A 20,627-nucleotide genomic window follows, 5' to 3' on the forward strand; every position below is an offset into this window, starting at 1 on the left:
GATGCCCGCCGGCTCCGCCGTCCTGATCGCGGAGGACAACGAGGACGACCGCTATCTCCTGACCGAGGCCCTCCGCATCGCCGGGGTCGGCCATCCGGTGCGGTTCGTCGAGGACGGCCGGCAAGCGGTGGCCTACCTCTCCGGGACCGGCGCCTTCGCGGACCGGACGAGGTTCCCGCTGCCCGGCCTCGTCGTGCTCGACTACAAGATGCCGTTCATGAACGGGATCGAAGTCCTGCAATGGATCCGCGCCTCGGACATGAAGCGGCTGCCGGTGATCATACTGAGCGCGTCCTCCTTGCCCGGCGACGTCGAGCGCGCCTACGACCTGGGCGTGAACTCGTATCTCATGAAGCCCTCGTCGATCGAGACCCTCGCGGGCCTGGTGAAGGCCCTGAGCGCCTATTGGCTGACGTTCAACGAGTACCCGCGCGTGCCTTAAAACCGCGACTTTGCTAACATAGCCGCACGATGAGAGCCCTCCTTCCCGTCTTCGCGTGCGTCCTGATGTGCGCCTCGGCCGCCGTCCGCGCCGAGGAGACGGAAGCCGGGCCTCTCTGGAAGAGCGCGGTCCGCGGCGCCGTCGGGACGGGCGGCTACCTGGGACGAGGCGCCTCGCTCCAGTACGGCGACGTCTGGCGCCTGAAGGGCAGCTACTCCGACTATCGCTTCGACGGCTCGACGGGCACGACGCGCACGGCCGGCCTGCGCGCGTCCTATCAGGGAGAGAACCTCGCCGTCGGGCTGACCGCCTCGGTCACGCCGCGCAACGACGCCTACGCCAACCGCGGCTTCGGCGCCGACGCCGGCTGGACCTTCCTCCTCGACGAGTCCGACGAGCCCTCCGGGGTCGAGGAGCTCGAGCTGGGCGCCTTCTGGTCGCAGACCCGCCACTCTCAGATCGTGCCCGCGACGCCGGCGCTTCCGACGCGGCGCAACGTCATCATCAACCAGAACGACCTCGGAGTCACCGCCTCGGTCACGGCCTGGGACCTGACCGTGTCCGTCGACGCCTCGCGCTCGCTCTACGACCAGGACTTCAACGACCTCCCGACGGCCGCCCGCCGCCGCCCGCGCCTGGCCGAGACCGCCTCCCTCGTCAACGGCTTCCCCGACCGCAGCGGCACCGTCCGCCTCGATTACTCGCGCTGGCTCGCGTTCAGTCCCTACGCCTCCCTCACCGCGACCCGCTACAAGATCCAGCCCCAGCCCGCCTCGGCGGCGGCGAGCGCCGGCGCGGCGATGAGGTTCGGCGGCCTCGGCCTCGACCTCGGCTACGAGCTCGTCCGGCAGAAGGGCTCGCCCGACACCAAGTACCTCAACTTCGGCGCCAGCTTCAGGTTCTGATCACCGATTCGCCCGCCTTCCGCCAGAGCCGCCCGGTCCTGCTGACGACCTTCACCAACAAGGTCGGCTCGATCGGCCTCAGCCTGATCGCGATCCTCCTCGTCGAGCGCGGGGTCTCGACCGGGGAAGGCGCCTTGGTGCTGTCCGCGCTCAAGGGCACGATGCTCGCGGGGACCCTCGCCGGCGGCGCGCTGACCGACCGCGTCAACTCGCGGACTTTGGTGCTCGCCGCTTTGCTCATGTCCGCGGCGGGCCTGGGCTTCCTGCCGTTCCAGACCTCGATCTGGCTGATCCTGTTCTTCGGCATGCTCGCGCAGTTCTCCGAGGCGCTGATGGCCGTGGTCCAACGCCTGCTCCTGATGGACCAGGTCGAGCGCGCCCATCAGAAGGAAGCGCTGGGCTGGATGCGGATGGTCAACAACTTCGCGCAGATCTTCAGCTTCACGGTCGGGGCCGCCGGCTCGCGGCTCGGGCTGCTGCCGCTGTTCCTGTTCGACTCCGCGACCTCGCTGGGCGCGTTCTTCATCGGCCGCGAGATACTGCCGCGGCGCGAGGGGCCGTCCGGGGACCGCGGCCGCCTGGGCGGAGAGGACGCCGGCGGCGCCGCGTCCAAATGGACCTTCTTCCGCTGCGCGGTCGTCCTGATGGGCTGGTCGTTCTTCTACGAGCTGTTCATGGAGGGAGGCGCGGGACGCCTCGAGGTCCTCCATCCCGGAGAGGGCCTGCGCCGCTTTTCGACGATGATGATCCTCAACACGGTCCTGTGCGCCGCCTTCGCCGTGCAGGCGACCAGGCTCTTCCGCAGGCCCTGGATCACGATGGCGGGAGGGATGCTCCTGACCGTGCTCGGCATCCTGCTCGCCGGCTGGGGCATGGCGTCCCAGGCCTGGGTGTTCGCCGGCATGCTCCTGCTCACCGTGGGCGAGCTCATGGTCGGCTCCACGGCGCAGTTCGCCTTGATGCGCCTGACGCCGGGCGGCGGCCGCTCGGGCTTCTATTACTCCCTGGGCATCACCTTGATGCAGGCCGGCCGGATCGCCGGCGCGGCCGTGGCCTTTCCGTTGCTTATACACGCCGCGAGACTGGGTCCGTTCACCGCCCTGATGATCGGCGTGTTCGGCCTCCAGCTCGCCGTGCTGTGGTCTCTGCGCGGCGAGATCGGACGCCTGGCCTGAAGAATCCTTTCCCGGCCCCGAGCATCTCAATAGAAGGGGAGAAACCTATGGAGATGAAGATACGCTTTCCGGGCAACAAGAAGGTGACCGCCGAGTTCGACGGCTTCACCGTGACGACGGACCAGCCGAAGGAGGCGGGGGGCGACGGCAGCGCGCCCGCGCCGTTCGACCTGTTCCTCGCCTCGCTCGGGACCTGCGCCGGCATCTTCGTGCTGAGCTTCTGCCGCAAGCGCGACCTGCCGACCGAGGGCCTGGAGCTCACGCAGACCGCCGAATGGGACGAGGCCGCTCACCGGGTCTCCAAGATCGTCTTGAAGATCACCTTGCCCAAGGGCTTCCCCGAGAAGTACCGCGACAGCGTCATCTCGACGGCGAACCTGTGCACGGCCAAGAAGCACATCCTGAACCCGCCCGCCTTCGAGATCGTCGCCGAGGCGTCCTGAGGCAACGCTATCCTTGAGGATAGTCAATGACGCGGAGCCGGATATTTAGCACCTTATACCCATGAACATCCTCGTCCTCAACTCCGGCTCCTCCTCGATCAAGTTCCAGGTCGTGCAGACCGACCAGGACCTCATCGCCAAAGACGGCGACCGCTGCCTGGCCAAGGGGCAGGTCGAGCGCATCGGCAGCCTGTCGCTCGTCGCCTTCCAGGCGACCGGGCGCCCGCCGCTGAAGGAAGACGTGCCGCTGCGGGACTACCGCTCCGCGCTCGACCGCATCGTGCGCTGGGTCATCTCGCCGGAGTCGGGCATCGAGGGCATCAAGTCGATGGCCGACATCCACATCGTCGGCCACCGCGTCGTCCACGGCGGGGAGAAGTTCCGCTCCTCGACGGTCATCGACGACGCCGTGCTCGCGGGCATCGAGGACTGCATCGAGCTCGCCCCGCTGCACAACCCCGCCAACATCCGCGGCATCCGCGCCGCCGCCGAGGTCTTCGGCCGGGGCGTGCCGCAGGTGGCCGTGTTCGACACCTCCTTCCACGCGACGATGCCGGAGACCGCCTACCTGTACGGCATCCCCTATCACCTGTACCGCCGCTACAAGATCCGCCGCTACGGCTTCCACGGCACCTCGCACCGGTACCTCGCGTACCGCTACCGCGTCCTCAACGACATCCCGAAGGAGAAGGTGAACATCATCACCTTGCACCTGGGCAACGGCTGCTCGGCGTGCGCGATCAAGGGCGGGGACTCCGTCAACACCAGCATGGGCTTCACGCCGCTCGAGGGCATGGTGATGGGTACCCGCGCCGGCGACGTCGACGTCTCGGTGATCGAGTACCTGTCGCACAAGGAGGGCCTGAGCCTTCCCGACATGATCACGTTGCTCAACAAGCAGTCGGGCCTGCTCGGCCTGTCGGGCCTGACCAGCGACATGCGCGAGCTCCTCGAGGAGGAGAAGGAGAACGGCGACCGCCGCGCGACCTTGGCCGTCGACGTGTTCTGCGCCAGCGCGCGCCGCCGCATCGGCTCCTACCTGGCGGAGATGGGCGGAGCCGACGCTTTGGTCTTCTCCGGCGGCATCGGCGAGAACTCCCCGGCGATCCGCAAGCGGATCTGCGCGGGTCTCGAGGCCCTGGGCATCGACCTCGACTCGGCGCGCAACGCCGCCCTCAAGGGGGGGCAGACGGGGGAGATCTCCGCGAAGGCCTCGCGCGTGAAGATACACGTGATCCCCACGAACGAGGAGCTCCTCATCGCGCGGGACGCCTTCCGCGCGGTGTCCGGCCTGCCTCAGCCGACCTTCTCGCCGCGCAAAGCCCGCAAGTCCTGACGGCGGCGTCAGCCGTGCGTGGGCATCGTGAACTGCGCGCCCTTGCGGATGCCGGCGGGCCAGCGCGAGGTCACGGTCTTCGTGCGCGTGTAGAAGCGCACGCCGTCGGTCCCGTGCTGGTTGGCGTCGCCGAAGGCGGAGTTCTTCCAGCCGCCGAACGAATAGAACGCGAGCGGCACCGGGATCGGCACGTTGACGCCGACCATGCCGGCCTGCACGCGCGAGGAGAACTCCCGCGCGGCGTCGCCGTCGCGGGTGAAGATGGACACTCCGTTGCCGAACTCGTGGTCGTTGGGCAGGCGCAGGGCGTCCTCGAAGTCCTTCGCCCGCATGACGCACAGCACCGGTCCGAATATCTCTTCTTTGTAGATGCGCATCGCCGCCGTGACCCCGTCGAAGAGGCAGCCGCCGAGGAAGAATCCCTTCTCGTGGCCCGGCACCTTCACGCCGCGCCCGTCGACGACGAGCTTCGCGCCTTCCTTGACGCCCGCCTCGACGTACTCGATCACCTTGGCGCGGTGCGCGCCCGTGACGAGCGGCCCCATGTCGGAGTCCTTTTCGGTCGGCAGGCCGACCTTCAAGCCCTTGAGACGCTCCTTCAGCAGCGCGATCAGCTTGTCGGCCGTCTCGTCGCCGACGGCGACCGCGACGGAGATCGCCATGCAGCGCTCCCCGGCCGAGCCGTACGCCGCGCCCATCAGCGCGTCCGCGGCCTGGTCCAGATCGGCGTCGGGCATCACGATCATGTGGTTCTTGGCGCCGCCCATCGCCTGCACGCGCTTGCCGTGCGCGGACGCCGTCGAGTAGACATGACGCGCGATGGGCGTCGAGCCGACGAAGCTCACGGCCTGGACGCGCGGGTCGGTCAGCAAGGCGTCCACCGCCTCCTTGTCCCCGAGCACGACGTTGAGAACGCCGGGGGGGCCGCCGGCCTCGAGGAAGAGCTCCGCCAGGCGCAGCGGGCACGAGGGGTCCTTCTCCGACGGTTTGAGGATGAAGGTATTGCCGCAGGCGATCGCGACCGCCGACATCCACAGCGGGACCATGGCCGGGAAGTTGAAGGGCGTGATGCCCGCCACGACGCCGAGCGGCTGGCGCATCGAGTGCATGTCGACGCCGGTGGAGACGCCGGGGGAGAACTCTCCTTTCAGGAGGTGCGGGATGCCGCAGGCGAACTCGACGACCTCGTTGCCGCGGATCAGGGACCCCTTGGCGTCGGCGTGGACCTTGCCGTGCTCGGAGGAGATCAGATCCGCGATCTCGTCGGCGTGCTTCTCGAGCAGGGCCTTGAACTTGAACATGACTCGCGCGCGCGCGATGGGGGAGGCGGCGGCCCAGGCCGGGAAGGCCTCCGCGGCGTTCGCGACGGCGGCCTCGACCTCGGATTTGGAGGCGAACGGGGCGCGCGAGGCGACGAGGCCCGTCGACGGGTTGAAGACGTCGCCGAAGCGTCCGCTCTTGCCGGACACCTTCTTTCCGCCGATGAAATGTCGAAGCTCTTGAGGCATGAGTCCTCCGGGCGGCGATTTCGCCGCCTGGATTATTGTACCTCAACTCAGGCGCGTCCCATGGAGGGTTTGCAGATGCCCTGTATTTCGAGGCCGTTCCGGGGCTACAAAACCGCAGCGAAAACTTATTCCCTTCGCCATGGCGGGCGGAGGGATAATCGGATTGAGTTTGCCATGAGCAAGCCGAACATCAAGGCACAACGTCTGGCCGCGCTGTTCTTGCTTGGCAACGCGCTCTTCAACTATCCCCTGCTGGCGCTCTTCAACCGGCCCGTGATGCTGGGCGGATTTCCGCTGTTGCTTGTGTATATGTTCTCCGCCTGGGCGCTCCTGATCGTTCTCCTGGCGCTGGCGAGCGAGAGGAAATAGCCGTGCCGGCCTGGGTCATCGTCCTCGCCGGCGGGTCCTACCTCGGTCTGCTCTTCGTCATCGCCTACCGCGGCGACAAGGCGGCCGATGCCGGACGCAGCATGATCGCCAATCCCTACGTGTACGCGCTATCGCTCGGCGTCTACGCCACCGCCTGGACGTACTACGGCAGCGTCGGTCGCGCCGCCGCCAGCGGCGTCGGCTTCCTGCCCGTCCACCTCGGCCCGACCATCATGGCCGCCCTGTGGTGGGCGGTGCTGCGCAAGATCATCCGCATCGCCAAGGACAACCGCATTACCTCGCTTGCCGACTTCATCTCCTCGCGCTACGGAAAAAGCGCGGCGCTGGCCGGTCTGACGACGGTGATCGCGGCGGCCGGCGTCACGCCCTACATCTCCCTGCAGTTGAAAGCGGTCTCCACCAGCTTCACCGTCCTGCGCGCCTATCCCGAGATCCTGACGATCGCGCCGGGGGCGCAAAGGGTCTGGCACGACACCTCGTTCTACACCGCCCTGATACTGGCCGCCTTCACGCTCGTCTTCGGCACCCGCAAGCTCGACGCAGCCGAGCGCCACGAGGGCATGGTCGCGGCGATCGCCTTCGAATCGGTGATCAAGCTCCTGGCCTTCCTCGCCGTCGGCGTCTACGTCACCTGGTTCCTGTTCGACGGCTTCACCGACATCTTCGCCCGGGCGGCCCGGGTGCCCCGCCTCGCCTCGGAGTTCACCATCGGCGGCGGAGAGGTCGACATCTACCACAGCTGGGCCTCGAGCATCTCGCTGGCTTTCCTCGGCATGCTGGCCAGCCTGTTCCTGCCGCGGCAGTTCCAGCTGGCGGTGGTCGAAAACGTCGACGAGGCCCACTTGAACAAGGCGATCTGGCTCTTTCCTCTCTATCTCTTCCTGTTCAACATCTTCACCTTCTCCGTCGCCTACGGCGGCGCTCTGAGCTTCCCCGACGGCCGCGTGGACCCCGACACCTACGTCCTCGCCGTGCCGATGTCCGGACAGCAGCGAGCCCTGGCCCTGGTCGCGTTCCTCGGCGGATTATCGGCCGCCACCGGCATGGTGATCGTCGAGACCATCGCGCTGTCGTCGATGGTCTGCAACGACCTGGTGATGCCGGTCCTTCTCCGCATCAAGCCGCTGCGCCTGTCCGGACGCGCCGACCTCACCGGCCTCCTGCTGGCCATCCGGCGCGGCGCGGTCGTGCTCATCCTGCTGTGCGGCTACGCCTATTGCCGCATGGCCGGAGAAGCCTACGCCCTCGTCGAGATCGGCCTGATCTCCTTCACCGCCGTCGCGCAGTTCGGACCGGCGCTGCTCGGCGGGCTCTACTGGAAAGGGGGCACGCGGAACGGGGCGCTGGCCGGTCTCGGAGCCGGATTCCTGGTCTGGGCTTACACCTTGATCCTGCCGACCTTCGCACGTTCCGGCTGGCTGCCGATGCCGCTCGTCGAACGGGGCCCCTTCTCGATCGACCTCCTGCGGCCGCTCGCCCTCTTCGGCCTGGAGGGCCTCGACAATATCTCCCACGCCGTTCTCTGGAGCATGTTCGCCAATATCGGCGCCTACCTGACGGTGTCGATCATGAGCGGCCAGAGCTCCGTCGAGCGGACGCAAGCGGCGCTCTTCGTCGACGTCTTCAAGCACGACCGGGGCGCCGAGCGGACCTGGCGGACGAGCGGTTCGCTGCCGGATCTCCAGGCCCTGATGAGACGCATCCTCGGCGCCGAAGGCGCCGAACGGGCGTTCGCCGACTATGCCCTGGAGCATGGCCTGGGGCCGCCGTGGAAGATCGACGCGGAACTGGCCCGCTATTGCGAGGCGAGGCTAGCCGGCGTCGTCGGCTCCGCCTCCGCGCGGGTCCTGCTCTCCTCGGTGGTCGAGGAAGACATGCTGCGCGACAGCCTGACCGGCCTGCCCAACCGCTCGCTGCTGTTGACCCGGGTGGAGGATGCCCTGGACCGGAGCCGGCTCGAATCCGGCCGCCGTTTCGCGCTGCTCTTCATCGTCCTCGACCGCTTCCGCACGATCACCTACAGCCTCGGCGGCGCCGGCGGCGACGAGCTTCTGATCGCCGTCGCGCGGCGCCTCGGAGACGCCCTTTACCTCGGCGACACTTTGGCCCGCGTCGGAGACGCGAGCTTCGCTGTACTCCTCGAGGCGTCGAAGGACGCGGACGAGGCGGTGCGATTCTCCGACAAGCTCCAGGACGCGCTCTCGGCCGGCTTCCGCGTGGACGGCAAGGAGGTGTTCACCGCCGTCAGCATCGGGATCGCCCATGGCCGGCCGAGCTACGCCGGCGCGAGCGACCTCCTGCGCGACGCCGAGACCGCCGCGCATACCGCATTGCGGCTGGGCGGGGCGCGGCACGAGGTGTTCGCCGCCGGCATGCGCGAGCTCGTCGTCGCCCAGCTGGAAGTGGAGACCGCGCTGCGCCACGCGGTCATCGGGGGCAAGGAATTCCGCGTCTATTACCAGCCCGTCGTCTCGCTGAAGACGGGCCGGCTGACGGGGTTCGAAGCGCTCGTGCGCATGCGTCGCTCCGACGGCAGCCTGCGGCCCCCGAGCGAATTCATCCCGCTCGCCGAGGAGACCGGGCTCATCGTCACCATCGGTCTTTGGGTGCTGACGGAGGCCTGCGGACAGATGCGCGCCTGGCAGCGCTCCCACCCGGAGCATCCGCCTATGCAGGTGAGCGTCAACCTCGCCGGACGCCAGTTCGCCCAGCCCGACCTGCCGGAACAGATCGCGGCAGTGCTGGCGAAGACCGGTCTCGATCATGGCAGCCTCAAGCTCGAAGTGACCGAAACGGTGATCATGGAGCACAGCGCGGCGGCGGCGGCGGTGCTCGGCCGCTTGCGCTCCCTCGGCATAAAGCTGCTGATGGACGATTTCGGCACCGGCTATTCCTCGCTCTCCTACCTGCACCGCTTCCCGGTCGACACGCTCAAGATCGACGCCTCGTTCGTGCGCCGGATGGACGTCGACCGAAAGGACGCGGACATCATCGGGGCCATCGTCACCTTGGCTCATACCCTGGGCATGGACGTCGTCGCCGAAGGCGTCGAGAATGCCGAGCAGCTGGCTCAACTGCGCGCGCTGGGGGTGGAATACGGCCAGGGCTATCACTTCGGCCGGCCGGTCGACGCGGCGGCGGCCGAGGCGCTGATCGGCGTCCGGCCGACCTGGTAGACTCAGCCGGCGACGATCGTGCAGGCATAGAACCTCCCCGGGCCGACATCCTTTATTGTGAATCCATTTGCTTTAATACACTCGCCGCACCCCGACGCATCCGCAGGAAGCCGGTGTAATTCCGGCACGGTACCGCCACTGTAAACGGGTAGCCCGCCGCAATGTCACTGTCCTAGAAAGGATGGGAAGACGCGGCAATGGGCGACGATCCGTAAGTCAGGAGACCTGCGTCGGGCAACCTCGAGTAAGGAGGACCACCCATGGTCCCGACACGCATCGCCGTCCTTGCCGCCGTCCTAGCCGTCCTTCCCGTCGCCGCCCGCCCCGCCGCCCTCACCGGAGACTCGCTCTTCCGGGATATCCGCTCCGCCTCGCGACTGCCCGACGCGCCGATCGACGAGCGCCGCTATCCCGGAACCGCCCGGGTCCTCGACGCCGCCGACCTGCGCCGGCTCGGAGGCGACACCGTGGCCGACGCCATCGGCCGTTTGCCGGGGGTCGTCCTTTATAACCAGTCCGGGAACCCGTTCCAGCCCACGCTCGACCTTCGCGGCTGGAACGCCTCGCCCGGGCCCGCGACGATCGTCCTCGTCGACGGCGTGCGCGTCAACGAGGCCGACCTGGGCCAGGTGAACTGGCAGCTGATCCCGCTGGAGACCGTCGAAAGGATCGAGGTCCTGCCCGGACCGAGCACGATCTACGGCAAGGACGCATTGGCCGGGGTCGTCGCGGTCTTCACCAAGCGGGGGACCAAGAAGACCGCGGCGACGGCCTCGGCGGGCCTGGGCTCGTACGGCCGGGCCGAGGCCGACGCGTCCGCGCGCGGGACGGCGGGAGGCTGCGACTACGCCGTGTCCGGCGTGCACGCGCGAGAGGACGGCTACCGCCGCGGCGCCTCCTCGCGCATGACCGGCGTCAACGGCAGCCTCGGCCGCCGCACCTCGAAAGACGACCTGCGGCTGACCTACGCCTTCGCCGACGACCGCCTCGACCAGGGCGGCTCGCTGACCCAGGGGGAGTTCGAGGCCGACCCGCGCCAGCGCGTCAGCCTCGTGAAGACGGACAGCCTCCTCAACGCCGTGACCCTCAACGGCCGCCGCACCCTCTTCGAGGGACTGTCGGGCGCGGTCATGGCGCAGTTCCGCGAGCGCCTGGAGAACACGCCGCTCAACCGCGGCCGCTCCTCGACGTCGGCCAGCTCGGCGAAGCTGCGCGGCGCCGGCGGGGCGGGGCAGCTCACCGCGGACGGCGAGCTCGCCGGCCGGCGGCTGACCTTGAACGGAGGCGTGGAGGGCGCGCGCGCCGACGCCGAGTCCTCCTCGGCCGGCGACTTCGGCGGGTTCCCGTTCCGCAGCGCGAGCGGCACGCGCGACACGCGCCTCGGCTCGTGGCTGACGGGCACGGCGGACCTGTGGCCCTCGGGACCCGTCCTGACCGCGGGCGCGCGTTGGGACCGCACGACGATCGACTATAAGAACCGGATCACGCCGGCCAACGACGGGTTCCGCTCGTACGCGCGGACCTCGCCGCGCGTCGGGATGAACTGGGAGGTCGGGGGCGGCGCCTCTTTGCGCGCCTCGTACGCCGAGGCGTTCCGCGCTCCGACCTCCGGCGAGCTGTCGGCGCTGGGACCGTTCCCCTCGACCCCCGATCTTCGCCCCGTGAAGACGCGGAGCTGGGAGACCGGCGCGGGCTGGCGCCACCCCGCGTGGGGGGAGGCCGACGTGACCCTGTACCGCGCGCTCGCCGAGGACGAGATCTACGCCGTCTTCGACCCCGTCGCCGGCTTCGGCCAGAACCGGAACATCGACCGGACCCGACGCCAAGGGGTCGAGGTCTCTCTGCGCCCGCGCGTCGGGAAGGCCGACGTCCACGTCGACTACTCGTACACGGAGGCGACCTTCCAAGGCCGCTTCCAGCTCGACAAGGCCCCGTTCCCGGCCACGCAGACGGTGACCCCGGGCTCCGAGATCCCGATGGTCCCGCGCCATCGACTATCAGTCGGCGCGTCCGTTCCTCTGCCTCGGGGCTTTCGCGCCGGCGCCGGGGGCCAGTGCGTGGGCTCGAGCCGCTTCTTCGGCGACGAGGCCAACCTGGAGCGCAAGCTCCCCGGCTACTGCACGCTCGACCTCGACGCCTCGCTCGAGCGGGGGGCCTGGACCGTCAGCCTGGGAGCGAAGAACGTCCTCGACGAGGGCTACGCGACGCGCGGCATCCTGTCCGCGTCGGGCGGGCGCCTCGAGCGCTTCGTCGTGCCCGCCGTCGGGCGCACGGTCTCCGCGCGCCTGCGCTGGAGGTTCGCCGCGCCCTGATCCGCGGGGGCTTGACAAGCCCGGCATCTGTGACTATAATGGTTACAGTTGCCGGGCCTTTTTTTAAGGGTTCATATGTAACAGACTCAGTTGCGTTAGGAGGCTATCCATGAAAACGGTATTGTTCGGAGCGACGGGAATGATCGGACGGCGGATCGCGGCGGAGCTCGCGGCGCGCGGCCACGAGGTGTCCGCGCCGCGGCGCGACGTCCTCGACCCGGATTCGATCGCGGCCGCGGCGAAGGGCGCGGACGCCCTGCTGAGCGCGTACGGCCCCGGACCCGCGGGAGACGTCTCCAGCGTGGTGAAAGCCGCGGAGTCCCTCGTGGCGGGCGCGAAGAAGGCGGGTGTGCGGCGCCTCATCGTGGTCGGCGGAGCGGGCAGCCTCAAGGCCGGCGGCGCGGACCTGATCGATTCGCCCCAGTTCCCGGCGGCGTGGAAGGGCATCGCCCAGGCGCACCGGGAGTCGCTCGCGGTCTTCCGCGCCTCGGGCCTCGACTGGACCTTCTACGCCCCGGCCGCCCTGATCGAGCCCGGGAACCGGACCGGGAAGTACCGGACTGGCGGCGGGGACCTGATCTCCGACGCCCAAGGGGCGAGCCGCATCTCCGCCGAGGACTACGCCGCCGCGTTCGTCGACGAGCTCGAGGCGCCCCGCCGCGCCGGAAGCATCGCGACCGCCGCCTACTGATGACCGAGAGGAGGGACCTATGATCACGATCGAACGCGACACGACCCTGTCCGCCCCCGCGGCGGCGCCCGAGTGCGAGCGGCCCGTGTTCCGCTGGACCGAGGATTCACGGATCGTCCGCGGCTGCGCGGATAAGGGAGCCAGGGCGGCGCGATGAAGCGCGCGCCCGTCTTATTCATCGGCCACGGAAGCCCGATGCACGCCCTCGCCGACGACGCCTTCACCCGGACGCTGGCGCGGCTGGGGCGGGAGATCGGCAAGCCGGCGGCCGTGCTCTGCGTCTCGGCGCATTGGCTGACGGAGGGGACCCGGGCGACGGCGATGGAGAAGCCCCGGACGATCCACGACTTCTACGGCTTTCCCGCGGAGTTGGGCGCCATCGAATATCCGGCGCCGGGCAGCCCGACCATCGCCGCGCTCGCGCGCGAGGCCGTCGGCGGCTCCGTGGAGCTGGACGCAGGGGACTGGGGTCTGGACCACGGCGCCTGGGCGGTCCTGCGCCACATGTACCCGGCGGCGGACGTCCCCGTCGTCCAGCTCAGCGTGGACCTCGCGCGGCCGGGCGCCCATCATCTGGCGCTCGGACGGAAGCTGGCGGCGCTGCGCGAGAAGGGAATCGTGATCCTGGGCAGCGGCAATATCGTCCACAACCTCTCGAGGCTGGTCTGGGACGAGCGCGCCGAGCCCCACGCGTGGAACGCCGAGTTCGACGCGTTCGTCAAAGCCCGCACCGAGGCGGGGGACGCCTCCGCTCTGGCCGGCGATCCGCGCGCGATGCCGGGGGGAGCGCTCAGCGTCCCCACGCCGGACCACTGGTACCCTTACCTGTACGCGCTCGGGGCGGCGGACGGAGATCCCGTACGCTGGGAATACGAGGGGCTGGAGAACGCGTCGCTCTCGATGCGCAGCGCGAGCTTCGGGCTCTAGGCGGCGCCGACCCAGGCCAGGACGCGCTCGGCGGACTCGCGCGGCGAGGAGCCGAGGACGTTGTGGTCGGCGGAGCGGATGATGACCTCGCCCCTGTAGCCGGGGCACTCGCGCTCGAGCCAGCGCGTGACCAGCGGCCAGGGCACGAGCGGGTCGATCATGCCGCCGAGGTAGTGGACCGGCGCGCGCGTGGCGCGGGCGGTCGCGCGAGGGTCGCTCTTGACGATCAGGCTCAGGCGCCAGCTCATGGCCGCCCACTCCCGGCTCCCGCGGTTCCGGGCGAAGGAGAGGAGTTCCTCGGCCTCCTCCGGCCCCCGCCGCGCGAGAGTGTTGCACGCGACGGTGTACGCTTGGTAGGCGGGATTGACGATTCCCGAGGGCACGCCGGAGAGCAGCGCCTGGAACAGGCGGGCCCCCCACGGCCACGGGTGCCTCACGAAGCCGCCGGCGAGCACGACGCCGTCGGCCGCGAACCCGCGCGCCAGCAGCGCCCAGCCCACCTGGGAGCCGAAGGACTGGCCCAGCAGCCAGCCCGAGGTCACGCCGCGGGCGGTCAGCTCGGCGTGAACGAGGCCGGCGAGCCGTTCCAGCGTGATCTCGTCCTTCGAGTAGGCGAACTCGACGAAGCGCACGCGCGGGCCGAGCGCGCGGCGGAACGCCCCGATCAGGCCCCAGTCGCCGTGGATGCCCGGCAGATAGATGACCGTGGGGCCGGCGCCCTCATGGACCCGGATCTCGACTCCGCTCACCGGGATAGTCTACGAGTTTGGGAACTTTTCATGGCCCTCGATCGTATGATGAGAGAGGGGGGATTGACAATCATACACCATGCTATATACTAATGAGGTGAGGCGAACACAGATACTGCTGGAGGACCGGCAGCACCGCGCGCTCCTGTCGCTGTCGCGCCGGACCGGCCGAGGCGTCTCGGAGTTGGTCCGGGGCGCGATCGACCGGCTGCTCGGCGGGGAGAAGGATCCCGCGTCCGCGCGGAAGCTCTCGGACATCCGGGCGCTCGCCCGCGACCCCGGAGGGCCGGCGGCGGCCGATCACGATCGCGCGCTGTACGGCAAGGACTCTTGAACCGGGTCTTCGTCGACACTTCGGGCTGGTACGCCTACGCCCGCGCCGACGAGCCGGCGCACGACGCGGTCCGAAAGGCGCTCGAGCGCTGGGAAGGGCGCCTCGTCACGACCGACTTCGTGTTCGACGAGATCGTCACGCTCGCCCGCCTGAGGCTCGGCTTCGCCCACGCCGCGAGCATCGGCGAGACCTTGCTCGATCCGGGCGTCGTCGAGCTCGTCCGGCTGCTTCCCGAGGACTTCGAGGACGCCTGGAGCCTGTTCAAGAAGAACACGGACAAGGGCTGGTCCTTCACCGACTGCTCCTCGTTCTCCGTGATGCGCAGGCTCCGCCTGTCGGAGGCGATCGCGACCGACCGGCATTTCCGCCAGGCCGGCTTCGGAACGCCGGTCTAGCGCGGCGCGTTGCGCCGATCGTAGACCGCGCGCGCCTCGACGGCGAAGCGGTAGGCGGCTTCGTAGCGCGCCGCGGCGTCCTTCGACGGCGCGCCCAGCCCGGAGAACCAGGTCAGAGGGTTCCACCAGACGCGGCGCAGGCGGGCGAGGTTCGCCTCCGAGTGGTACAGGTACTCGAAGTAGACGGTGCGGCCGTCGATCTTCACGCGCACCTGCGGGTTGTCCGCGGAGAAGTGGGAGAGGAACTCGAGCGTCACGCCCTTGGGCAGGGCGCCGACGCGCGCGCGCGCGGCGATGACGGCCGCCATGGCCTCGGGGCCGAACTCGCCGACCATGCTGACGCCTTCGGACGCGCCGGCGGCCGGCTTCTCGTCCTCGAGGGAGCGCATGAACGCGTCTTCGCTCGGCTCGCGGCCGAGGAAAGCCTTGAGCGACTCCTCCTCGGAGCGCTCGGAGCCGGTCTCCAGGATGTCGCGGCGATAGCGCCCGCCGACGGCGGGGTTCAGCGGCCCCTCGGCCTGGAAGGCGGAGTAGATGTCGGAGTCGAAGACGAGCGACCACAGGTAGGAGTAGTAGCCCGCGCCGTAGCCGCCCATCAGGTGGCCGAAGCTCGCCGCGGAGTTGCCGCCCGGCGCGCCGGGCATGCCGGTGATCTCGGCGACGACGCGGTTGAACTCGGCGGACGGGTCCGCCGGGACGAGCGAATGCAGCGCCATGTCGGCCGCGGCCATCGCGATCTGCTGGAGGGTCTGGACGCCCTCGTTGAAGCGGCGCGCGGCGGTCATTTTCTTGAAGAGCGCGTCCGGCAAGCGCTCCCCCGTATCCCAGCGCCCCGAGATCTCGGCGAGGACTTCCGGCTCCCACGCGAAGTTCTCGAGCATCTGTGACGGGGCCTCGACGAAGTCGAGCGCGACGGACGTGCCCGAGAAGGACATGTGGCGCGCCTTGGTGAGGGTCTGGTGCATCAGGTGGCCGAACTCGTGGAAGAAGGTCTCCACCTCGGCGTGCGGCAGGAGCGCGGGCTTGCCCGGGATGGCCTTGGGGAAGTTCGCGACCATCGCGGCGGCGGTCTGGTCGTAGCCGCCGGGGACCTCGCGGCCCATCAGCAGGGGGAACGCGGCCGCGTGGGTGTACTTGCCCTCGCGCGGGTACAGGTCCAGGTAGAAGTGGCCGATCAGCTTGCCCGTCTTCGTGTCGACGATCTCGAAGAGCCGCACGTCGGCGTGCCAGACGGGACCGCCCTTGACCTCGCGGAAGGTCACGCCGAGGATGCGCTGGTAGACCTTCATCACGCCGGAGACGACGCGATCGACGGGGAAGTACTGGCGGACCTCTTCCGCGTCGTAGGAGTACCGCTCCTCGCGCAGGATGCGGGAGTAATAGCCTCGCTCATGATCGCCGACCTCGGTCGCGGCGGGGTCGTCGCGGCGCTTGACCTCGAGCACGGCGGCGAGTTCGGCCCTGGCGCGCTCGCGGACCTTGTCGGTCAGGCGCGAGAGGAACTCGGCGACGCGCTGCGGCGTCTTGGCCATGCGGTCCTTGAGCGCCATCGTCGGGTAGTCCTGATGGCCGAGGAGGACGGCCAGCTCGCGGCGGAGCTCCAGGCCCTCCTTCAGGATGGGAAGGTTCTCGGGAACGGCCCGGTTCTCGTATTTGTGGTTGAGCGCGCGGCGCAGCTCGCCGTTCTTGGCGTAGCGCATGAACGGCACGTAGCTCGGATAGTCGAGGCCGACCTTGTACTTGCCGTCGGCGGTCTTCTCCAGCCCGGCCTTGTAGTCGGCGGGGAGACCCGCCAGGCCGTCCTCGTCCACCTCGAGCCAGTCCTTGCCCTCGTTGATGTTGATCTCGAAGCGCGAGGAGAGGTCGTTGAGCTTGCGCTGGATCGCCTTGAGGCGCTCGCGCTGCTCGGGCGGCAGGCCGAGACCGCTGTCCCGGTAGTTGCGCAGCGTCACGTCGAGCAGCTTCTGGTCGGCGGCGTCGAGCTTCTCGCCCTTGGCGGCCGCGGCCTCGACGCGCTCGTAGATGTCCGTTCGCTGGCCGAGCTCGACGAAGCGGCGGTTCATGACCTTCTCGATGGCCTGCGCCGTCATGCGCACGCCCTTGTCGGGGGAGACGTGGGCGTTGAAGACGAGCGGGATCATCGCGCGCACGTAGTCGCCGACGGCCTTCTCCTGGGCCAGCACGGTGCCGGCGTAGCTCGCCTGCGCGACGGGCGCGGCGACGATGCGGGCCAGCTCGCCGTCGAGGGCCGCGGACGCCTCGCGGTACGCCTGCCGCATCTCGGGGCGGCTCAGGTCGAAGCGCAGCGCCGGGACGGAGGGCGCGCCGCCGGGGACGGCGGAGGCGGACCGGCCGACGACCTGCGCCGAGGCCGGAAGGGCGGGCGAAAGGGCCAGCAGCAGCGCGAGAAAGAGGGGGAGCTGATTCATGCCGCCATCCTATAAAGAGGGCGGCCCGGCAGTATGAGCCGGAGGGCCCAACGCGGCCGCGTCAGAGGACCTAGGCCGGAAATTGCTATCCTCAAACGATGAGCACTTTCCTCTCCGGCCCGCGCAAGGCCTCCTACGCGCTGTTCGCGCTCGCGCTGATCGTCGTGGCCCGGTTCAACCTCGGCCCGTGCGTGCTGGCCGGCCTCGTCTCGTTCATGATCATGGACCTCACCGAGCGCGGCCTGCGCCGCCGCGGGGCCAAGATCCGCGTCGCGCGCTGGGCCGCCCTGGCCATGTTCGCGGTCATGGCCGTCGCGCTGTCCTGGATCTTCATCGCCTTCGTGCGCGTCGGCGTGGCCCGCCTGCCGGTGCTCCTCGACACCGTGCTGCCCCGGCTGACGACGCTCTCCACCGAGTGGGGGTACGAGCTCCCCGTGGACAACGCCCTCGAGCTGCGCGACCTCCTCGTCACGTCGGCCAAGGAGAACTTCGCCTCCGTCACCAAGACGAGCGGCCTGCTCACGCGCGGCTTCTTCCTGGTCCTCGTCGGAGTGTTCGCCGCCGCGATGCGGTTCCTGACCCCGCACGAGGAAGGCGGAGGAGCGAACCTCTACGAGGCCCTGCGCGAGGAGTTCTCCGCGCGCGTGCGCCTGTTCGTGCGCAGCTTCGAGCTCGTCGTCGGCGCGCAGGTCGCGATCTCCACGGTCAACACTATCCTGACGGCGGTCTTCCTCTACGCGATGGGCTTCCCGTTCAAGACCTTCCTGATCCTGACCGCGTTCGTCTGCGGCCTCGTGCCCATCGTCGGCAACGTCATCAGCAACGTCGCCATCGTGACCGCCGGCCTGACCGTCTCGGTGCATCTCGCGACGTTCGGGCTCGCCTACCTCGTCGTCATCCACAAGCTGGAGTACATCCTCAACAGCCGGATCATCGGCGGGTCCATCGACACGCCGATGTGGATGACCTTGCTCGGGCTCGTCGCCGGCGAGGCGCTGATGGGCGTGCCCGGCATCCTGCTGGCCCCGGCGCTGCTGCACTACGCGCGCGCCGAGCTGCGGGACCTTCCCGTGCCCGCTACGACCTGATCCCGAGCAGGCGCCCCAGGACGTCCGCCTCCGGCGCGGCGTGAGCCTGCGCCTTCAGCCAGCGGAACACGCGCACCTGGGCGGCCGGACGCCAGTCGTGGAGGCCCGCGACGTCCGCGGCCGCGGCCGCCTCGATGAGCTCCCGGCAGGACCCGTCGGCCGAGCCGTTCTCCAGGCCCGCGAGCAGGCGCTCGACGCCGCGCGCGAAGGACTGCTCGGCGCGGGCGGAGGGGGCGGGCAGGCCCGCGGCCTTGGCGCGCGCCACGACCGCCTTCAGCTCGTCGAGCGCGCCGAAGGCGTCCTCCTCGAAGCGCCGCGCCGCGTCGGCCAGCGCGTGGCCCAGCGACAGGCTCGTCTCCTCCTCGAGGCCGGGCGGCAGGGGCAGGCCGAGGCCGCGGAACTGCTCGGCGAGCGTCAGCGCGTCCTCGAGCTGGTCGCGCCCGGCGGCCTCCCAGCGGATGAGCCGGCGCTTGAGCACCGTCGTCAGCACCTTCTCGCGCTCGTCGGGGCGGAGGTCGCGGAGGAGGAACAACCGGCCCGGCGGCAGCGCCGCCTCCGCGCCGCCCGCGGCCGCGTGCAGCAGGCTGTCGAAGCGGTCGTCGGGCAGGTCGCCCGCGCAGACGAAGGCCTGCACGCGCTGGCCCTTGAGCACCGCCGCGAAGAAGGTCCGGGTCCAGCTCGCGCCGGTGCAGCCGTCGAAGAAGGCCGCCCGGCCCGCCGCCACGGTGATGCCGCCCTCGACTCGGCGCGTGAAGCGCTCGCTGTCGGCGCGGTGGTGATGCACGAAGGCGGGGGGCTGGTCCTCGAACAGCAGCGACACGGCGTAGTGCGCGGCGACGTGGTCGGGCGTCACGATCTGGGTCTTCACGAGCCTCTCCCAGACGCCGCCTTCGTCCTTCAGCGCGGAGACGAAGTCGGCCTCGAAGTCGGCCCCGAAGACGCGCGCGAGCTCGAGGGCGCGGGCCGCGTACAGGAGGACCTGGACGGGCTCGATGCGCGAGAGCTGGTCGAAGAACCAGCCGCAGCTCGTGAACATCATCAGCGAGTGGCGCTGCAGCTCAAGGAGGCTCAGCGCCCGCACGCGCGCGGCCTCGTCCTTCGCCGAAGGCGCGTGACGGGAGAGGAAGGCCGCGACGTTCTCCTCGGAGCGGTCGAGCACGACGGAGATGTAGGCGTCGCGCGCGGCCCAGGGCTCGGGCAGCAGCCCGGCGGACTCCTTCTCGTACAGCGCGTCGAGCTTGTCGCGCAGGCCCTCGAGCGCCGAGCGGAGCGGCGCGCGCCACTCGAGGCTGGCCCCGTCCACCGCGCCGCACCCGCAGGCGGAGCGCCAGCGCTCGACGCCGTGCGGGCAGCTCCAGGAGGTGCCGCCCTCGCGCAGGCGCACCTCCAGCCGCGGCGGATGCTTGGCCAGCCACCAGCCGAGGTTGACCGGCGTGACGGTCTTGGCGGGAAGGGCGTAGCGCAGGAAATGGGCGAGGCCCATCTCGGCGAAGGACTCGTGATGGCCGTAGGACTCGCCGTCGGTGGCGAGCAGGGCCAGGCCGTCCTCGGCCGTCGGCGGGAGGCGGGAGACGACGCGGCCGGCGAAGGCGTTGCTGTCGCTCATCGCGCGCTCGAACGCCACGGACCGGGACAGGGGGCCGTCGTAGAAGAAGACGGCCAGCCTGCTCTTTCCGTCCGTCCATTGATAGGCCGTGCCGGGCCGAAGGGCGTCGGCGGCGCTTTTAAATGCGCCCCCTGAAAGGGGGCGCACGGCGTCGGCCTGGTGCGGCTCGAGGATCACGAACTTGACGCCCTCCGCGGCGACGGCGGCCATGGTCGCGTCGTCGGTCGCGCACTCCGGGAGCCACAGGCCCTCGGCCTCGCGGCCGTACCGCGTCTTGAAATCGGCCAGGCCCCAGCGGATCTCGGTCAGGCGGTCGCGGGGGGAGGCCAGAGGCAGGATCGAATGATGGTACGCCTGCGCCAGCGCGTTCCCGTGCCCTTCCAGGCGCGCGGCGCTCTCCTTGTCGGCCGTGAGCAGCCGGGCGTAGCCGTGGGGATGGGCGTCCTGGAACCAGGCCAGCAAAGTCGGGCCGAAGTTGAACGACATCCAGGCGTAGTTGTCGACGATGTCGGTGATGCGGCCGTCGCTGTCGACGACCCGGGCCTCGCCGTTGGGCACGTAGCACTCGCGCGAGATGCGCGCGTTCCAGTCGTGGTCGCGGCCGGCCGACGGCTGGCGCTCGACCGCGCCCGTCCAGGGGTTCTCCCGGGGCGGCTGGTAGAAATGTCCGTGCACGCAGGCGAATCGCTTCACCCGGCTATTTTACTTAATCGGACTGCTA

17 protein-coding genes and 1 riboswitch are annotated in these 20,627 nt (G+C 69.7%); of the genes, 13 read left to right on the plus strand and 4 right to left on the minus strand.

Annotation, left to right across the window (positions count from 1 at the left end; translation table 11 throughout):
* Position 1 precedes the first annotated feature (1 nt).
* From HYV14_07055 to HYV14_07070, 4 genes are all read left to right on the plus strand, one after another.
* Positions 2-442 (plus strand): response regulator, encoded by a 441-nt coding sequence (locus tag HYV14_07055; protein MBI2385757.1) that lies wholly within the window; start codon positions 2-4, stop codon positions 440-442.
* A 55-nt stretch (positions 443-497) separates the two neighbouring features.
* On the plus strand, positions 498-2,522 hold the full coding sequence (locus HYV14_07060) for an MFS transporter (GenBank protein MBI2385758.1): 2,025 nt from the start codon (positions 498-500) through the stop codon (positions 2,520-2,522).
* A 53-nt stretch (positions 2,523-2,575) separates the two neighbouring features.
* Positions 2,576-2,965, plus strand: a complete 390-nt coding sequence (locus tag HYV14_07065) for an OsmC family protein (GenBank protein MBI2385759.1) — start codon at positions 2,576-2,578, stop codon at positions 2,963-2,965.
* Between the two features lie 61 nt (positions 2,966-3,026).
* Positions 3,027-4,301 carry an acetate kinase gene (locus tag HYV14_07070; GenBank protein ID MBI2385760.1) on the plus strand — a complete coding sequence of 425 codons (1,275 nt, stop codon included), beginning with the start codon at positions 3,027-3,029 and terminating at the stop codon, positions 4,299-4,301.
* A gap of 8 nt (positions 4,302-4,309) precedes the next feature.
* Here the strand turns inward: HYV14_07070 and HYV14_07075 are convergent, their stop codons facing one another.
* Positions 4,310-5,809, minus strand: coding sequence for a CoA-acylating methylmalonate-semialdehyde dehydrogenase (locus HYV14_07075; GenBank protein MBI2385761.1), 1,500 nt, complete (start codon positions 5,807-5,809; stop codon positions 4,310-4,312).
* A 174-nt stretch (positions 5,810-5,983) separates the two neighbouring features.
* Here HYV14_07075 and HYV14_07080 point away from each other — a divergent pair, with 174 nt between their 5' ends.
* From HYV14_07080 to ygiD, 6 genes are all read left to right on the plus strand, one after another.
* Positions 5,984-6,178, plus strand: a complete 195-nt coding sequence (locus HYV14_07080) for a hypothetical protein (protein MBI2385762.1) — start codon at positions 5,984-5,986, stop codon at positions 6,176-6,178.
* A 2-nt stretch (positions 6,179-6,180) separates the two neighbouring features.
* Positions 6,181-9,375, plus strand: a complete 3,195-nt coding sequence (locus HYV14_07085; protein ID MBI2385763.1) for an EAL domain-containing protein — start codon at positions 6,181-6,183, stop codon at positions 9,373-9,375.
* A 105-nt stretch (positions 9,376-9,480) separates the two neighbouring features.
* A riboswitch (cobalamin riboswitch) is annotated at positions 9,481-9,600 on the plus strand.
* A gap of 35 nt (positions 9,601-9,635) precedes the next feature.
* The gene (locus tag HYV14_07090) at positions 9,636-11,687 is read left to right on the plus strand and encodes a TonB-dependent receptor (protein ID MBI2385764.1); all 2,052 of its coding nucleotides are present in this window, start codon (positions 9,636-9,638) and stop codon (positions 11,685-11,687) included.
* Between the two features lie 109 nt (positions 11,688-11,796).
* On the plus strand, positions 11,797-12,378 hold the full coding sequence (locus HYV14_07095) for an NAD(P)H-binding protein (GenBank protein MBI2385765.1): 582 nt from the start codon (positions 11,797-11,799) through the stop codon (positions 12,376-12,378).
* Between the two features lie 19 nt (positions 12,379-12,397).
* Positions 12,398-12,535, plus strand: coding sequence for a hypothetical protein (locus HYV14_07100; protein MBI2385766.1), 138 nt, complete (start codon positions 12,398-12,400; stop codon positions 12,533-12,535).
* Positions 12,532-13,305 (plus strand): 4,5-DOPA dioxygenase extradiol, encoded by a 774-nt coding sequence (ygiD, locus tag HYV14_07105; protein MBI2385767.1) that lies wholly within the window; start codon positions 12,532-12,534, stop codon positions 13,303-13,305. Before HYV14_07100 ends, ygiD begins: the two co-directional genes overlap by 4 nt.
* Here the strand turns inward: ygiD and HYV14_07110 are convergent.
* Complete coding sequence (locus tag HYV14_07110; GenBank protein MBI2385768.1) at positions 13,302-14,054, minus strand: alpha/beta hydrolase; 753 nt, start codon at positions 14,052-14,054, stop codon at positions 13,302-13,304. The genes ygiD and HYV14_07110 overlap by 4 nt on opposite strands.
* A gap of 97 nt (positions 14,055-14,151) precedes the next feature.
* Here HYV14_07110 and HYV14_07115 point away from each other — a divergent pair, with 97 nt between their 5' ends.
* Together HYV14_07115 and HYV14_07120 are read left to right on the plus strand one after the other, a co-directional pair.
* Positions 14,152-14,388 carry a hypothetical protein gene (locus HYV14_07115; GenBank protein ID MBI2385769.1) on the plus strand — a complete coding sequence of 79 codons (237 nt, stop codon included), beginning with the start codon at positions 14,152-14,154 and terminating at the stop codon, positions 14,386-14,388.
* On the plus strand, positions 14,385-14,783 hold the full coding sequence (locus HYV14_07120; GenBank protein ID MBI2385770.1) for a type II toxin-antitoxin system VapC family toxin: 399 nt from the start codon (positions 14,385-14,387) through the stop codon (positions 14,781-14,783). Before HYV14_07115 ends, HYV14_07120 begins: the two co-directional genes overlap by 4 nt.
* Here HYV14_07120 and HYV14_07125 read toward each other — a convergent pair.
* Positions 14,780-17,212: a Zn-dependent oligopeptidase gene (locus tag HYV14_07125; protein ID MBI2385771.1), complete on the minus strand. Its 2,433-nt coding sequence runs from the start codon at positions 17,210-17,212 to the stop codon at positions 14,780-14,782. The genes HYV14_07120 and HYV14_07125 overlap by 4 nt on opposite strands.
* 98 nt (positions 17,213-17,310) lie before the next feature.
* On the opposite strand from HYV14_07125, the gene HYV14_07130 reads away from it, so the two are divergent.
* Positions 17,311-18,300, plus strand: coding sequence for an AI-2E family transporter (locus tag HYV14_07130; GenBank protein MBI2385772.1), 990 nt, complete (start codon positions 17,311-17,313; stop codon positions 18,298-18,300).
* On the opposite strand, the gene HYV14_07135 is transcribed toward HYV14_07130, so the two are convergent.
* Positions 18,290-20,599, minus strand: coding sequence for a DUF3536 domain-containing protein (locus HYV14_07135; GenBank protein ID MBI2385773.1), 2,310 nt, complete (start codon positions 20,597-20,599; stop codon positions 18,290-18,292). The genes HYV14_07130 and HYV14_07135 overlap by 11 nt on opposite strands.
* Positions 20,600-20,627: the final 28 nt, after the last annotated feature.

It is taken from the genome of Elusimicrobiota bacterium (assembly GCA_016182905.1).
In the GTDB taxonomy this organism is placed as follows: domain Bacteria; phylum Elusimicrobiota; class Elusimicrobia; order UBA1565; family UBA9628; genus GWA2-66-18.

What these genes read in the sequence shown, in the direction of transcription:
- HYV14_07055 (MBI2385757.1), top strand. Translation starts at nt 2, where the DNA reads ATGCCCGCCGGCTCCGCCGTCCTGATCGCGGAGGACAACGAGGACGAC.
- HYV14_07065 (MBI2385759.1), top strand. Translation starts at nt 2,576, where the DNA reads ATGAAGATACGCTTTCCGGGCAACAAGAAGGTGACCGCCGAGTTCGAC.
- HYV14_07070 (MBI2385760.1), top strand. Translation starts at nt 3,027, where the DNA reads ATGAACATCCTCGTCCTCAACTCCGGCTCCTCCTCGATCAAGTTCCAG.
- HYV14_07075 (MBI2385761.1), bottom strand. Translation starts at nt 5,809, where the DNA reads ATGCCTCAAGAGCTTCGACATTTCATCGGCGGAAAGAAGGTGTCCGGC.
- HYV14_07080 (MBI2385762.1), top strand. Translation starts at nt 5,984, where the DNA reads ATGAGCAAGCCGAACATCAAGGCACAACGTCTGGCCGCGCTGTTCTTG.
- HYV14_07090 (MBI2385764.1), top strand. Translation starts at nt 9,636, where the DNA reads ATGGTCCCGACACGCATCGCCGTCCTTGCCGCCGTCCTAGCCGTCCTT.
- HYV14_07095 (MBI2385765.1), top strand. Translation starts at nt 11,797, where the DNA reads ATGAAAACGGTATTGTTCGGAGCGACGGGAATGATCGGACGGCGGATC.
- HYV14_07100 (MBI2385766.1), top strand. Translation starts at nt 12,398, where the DNA reads ATGATCACGATCGAACGCGACACGACCCTGTCCGCCCCCGCGGCGGCG.
- ygiD (MBI2385767.1), top strand. Translation starts at nt 12,532, where the DNA reads ATGAAGCGCGCGCCCGTCTTATTCATCGGCCACGGAAGCCCGATGCAC.
- HYV14_07125 (MBI2385771.1), bottom strand. Translation starts at nt 17,212, where the DNA reads ATGAATCAGCTCCCCCTCTTTCTCGCGCTGCTGCTGGCCCTTTCGCCC.
- HYV14_07130 (MBI2385772.1), top strand. Translation starts at nt 17,311, where the DNA reads ATGAGCACTTTCCTCTCCGGCCCGCGCAAGGCCTCCTACGCGCTGTTC.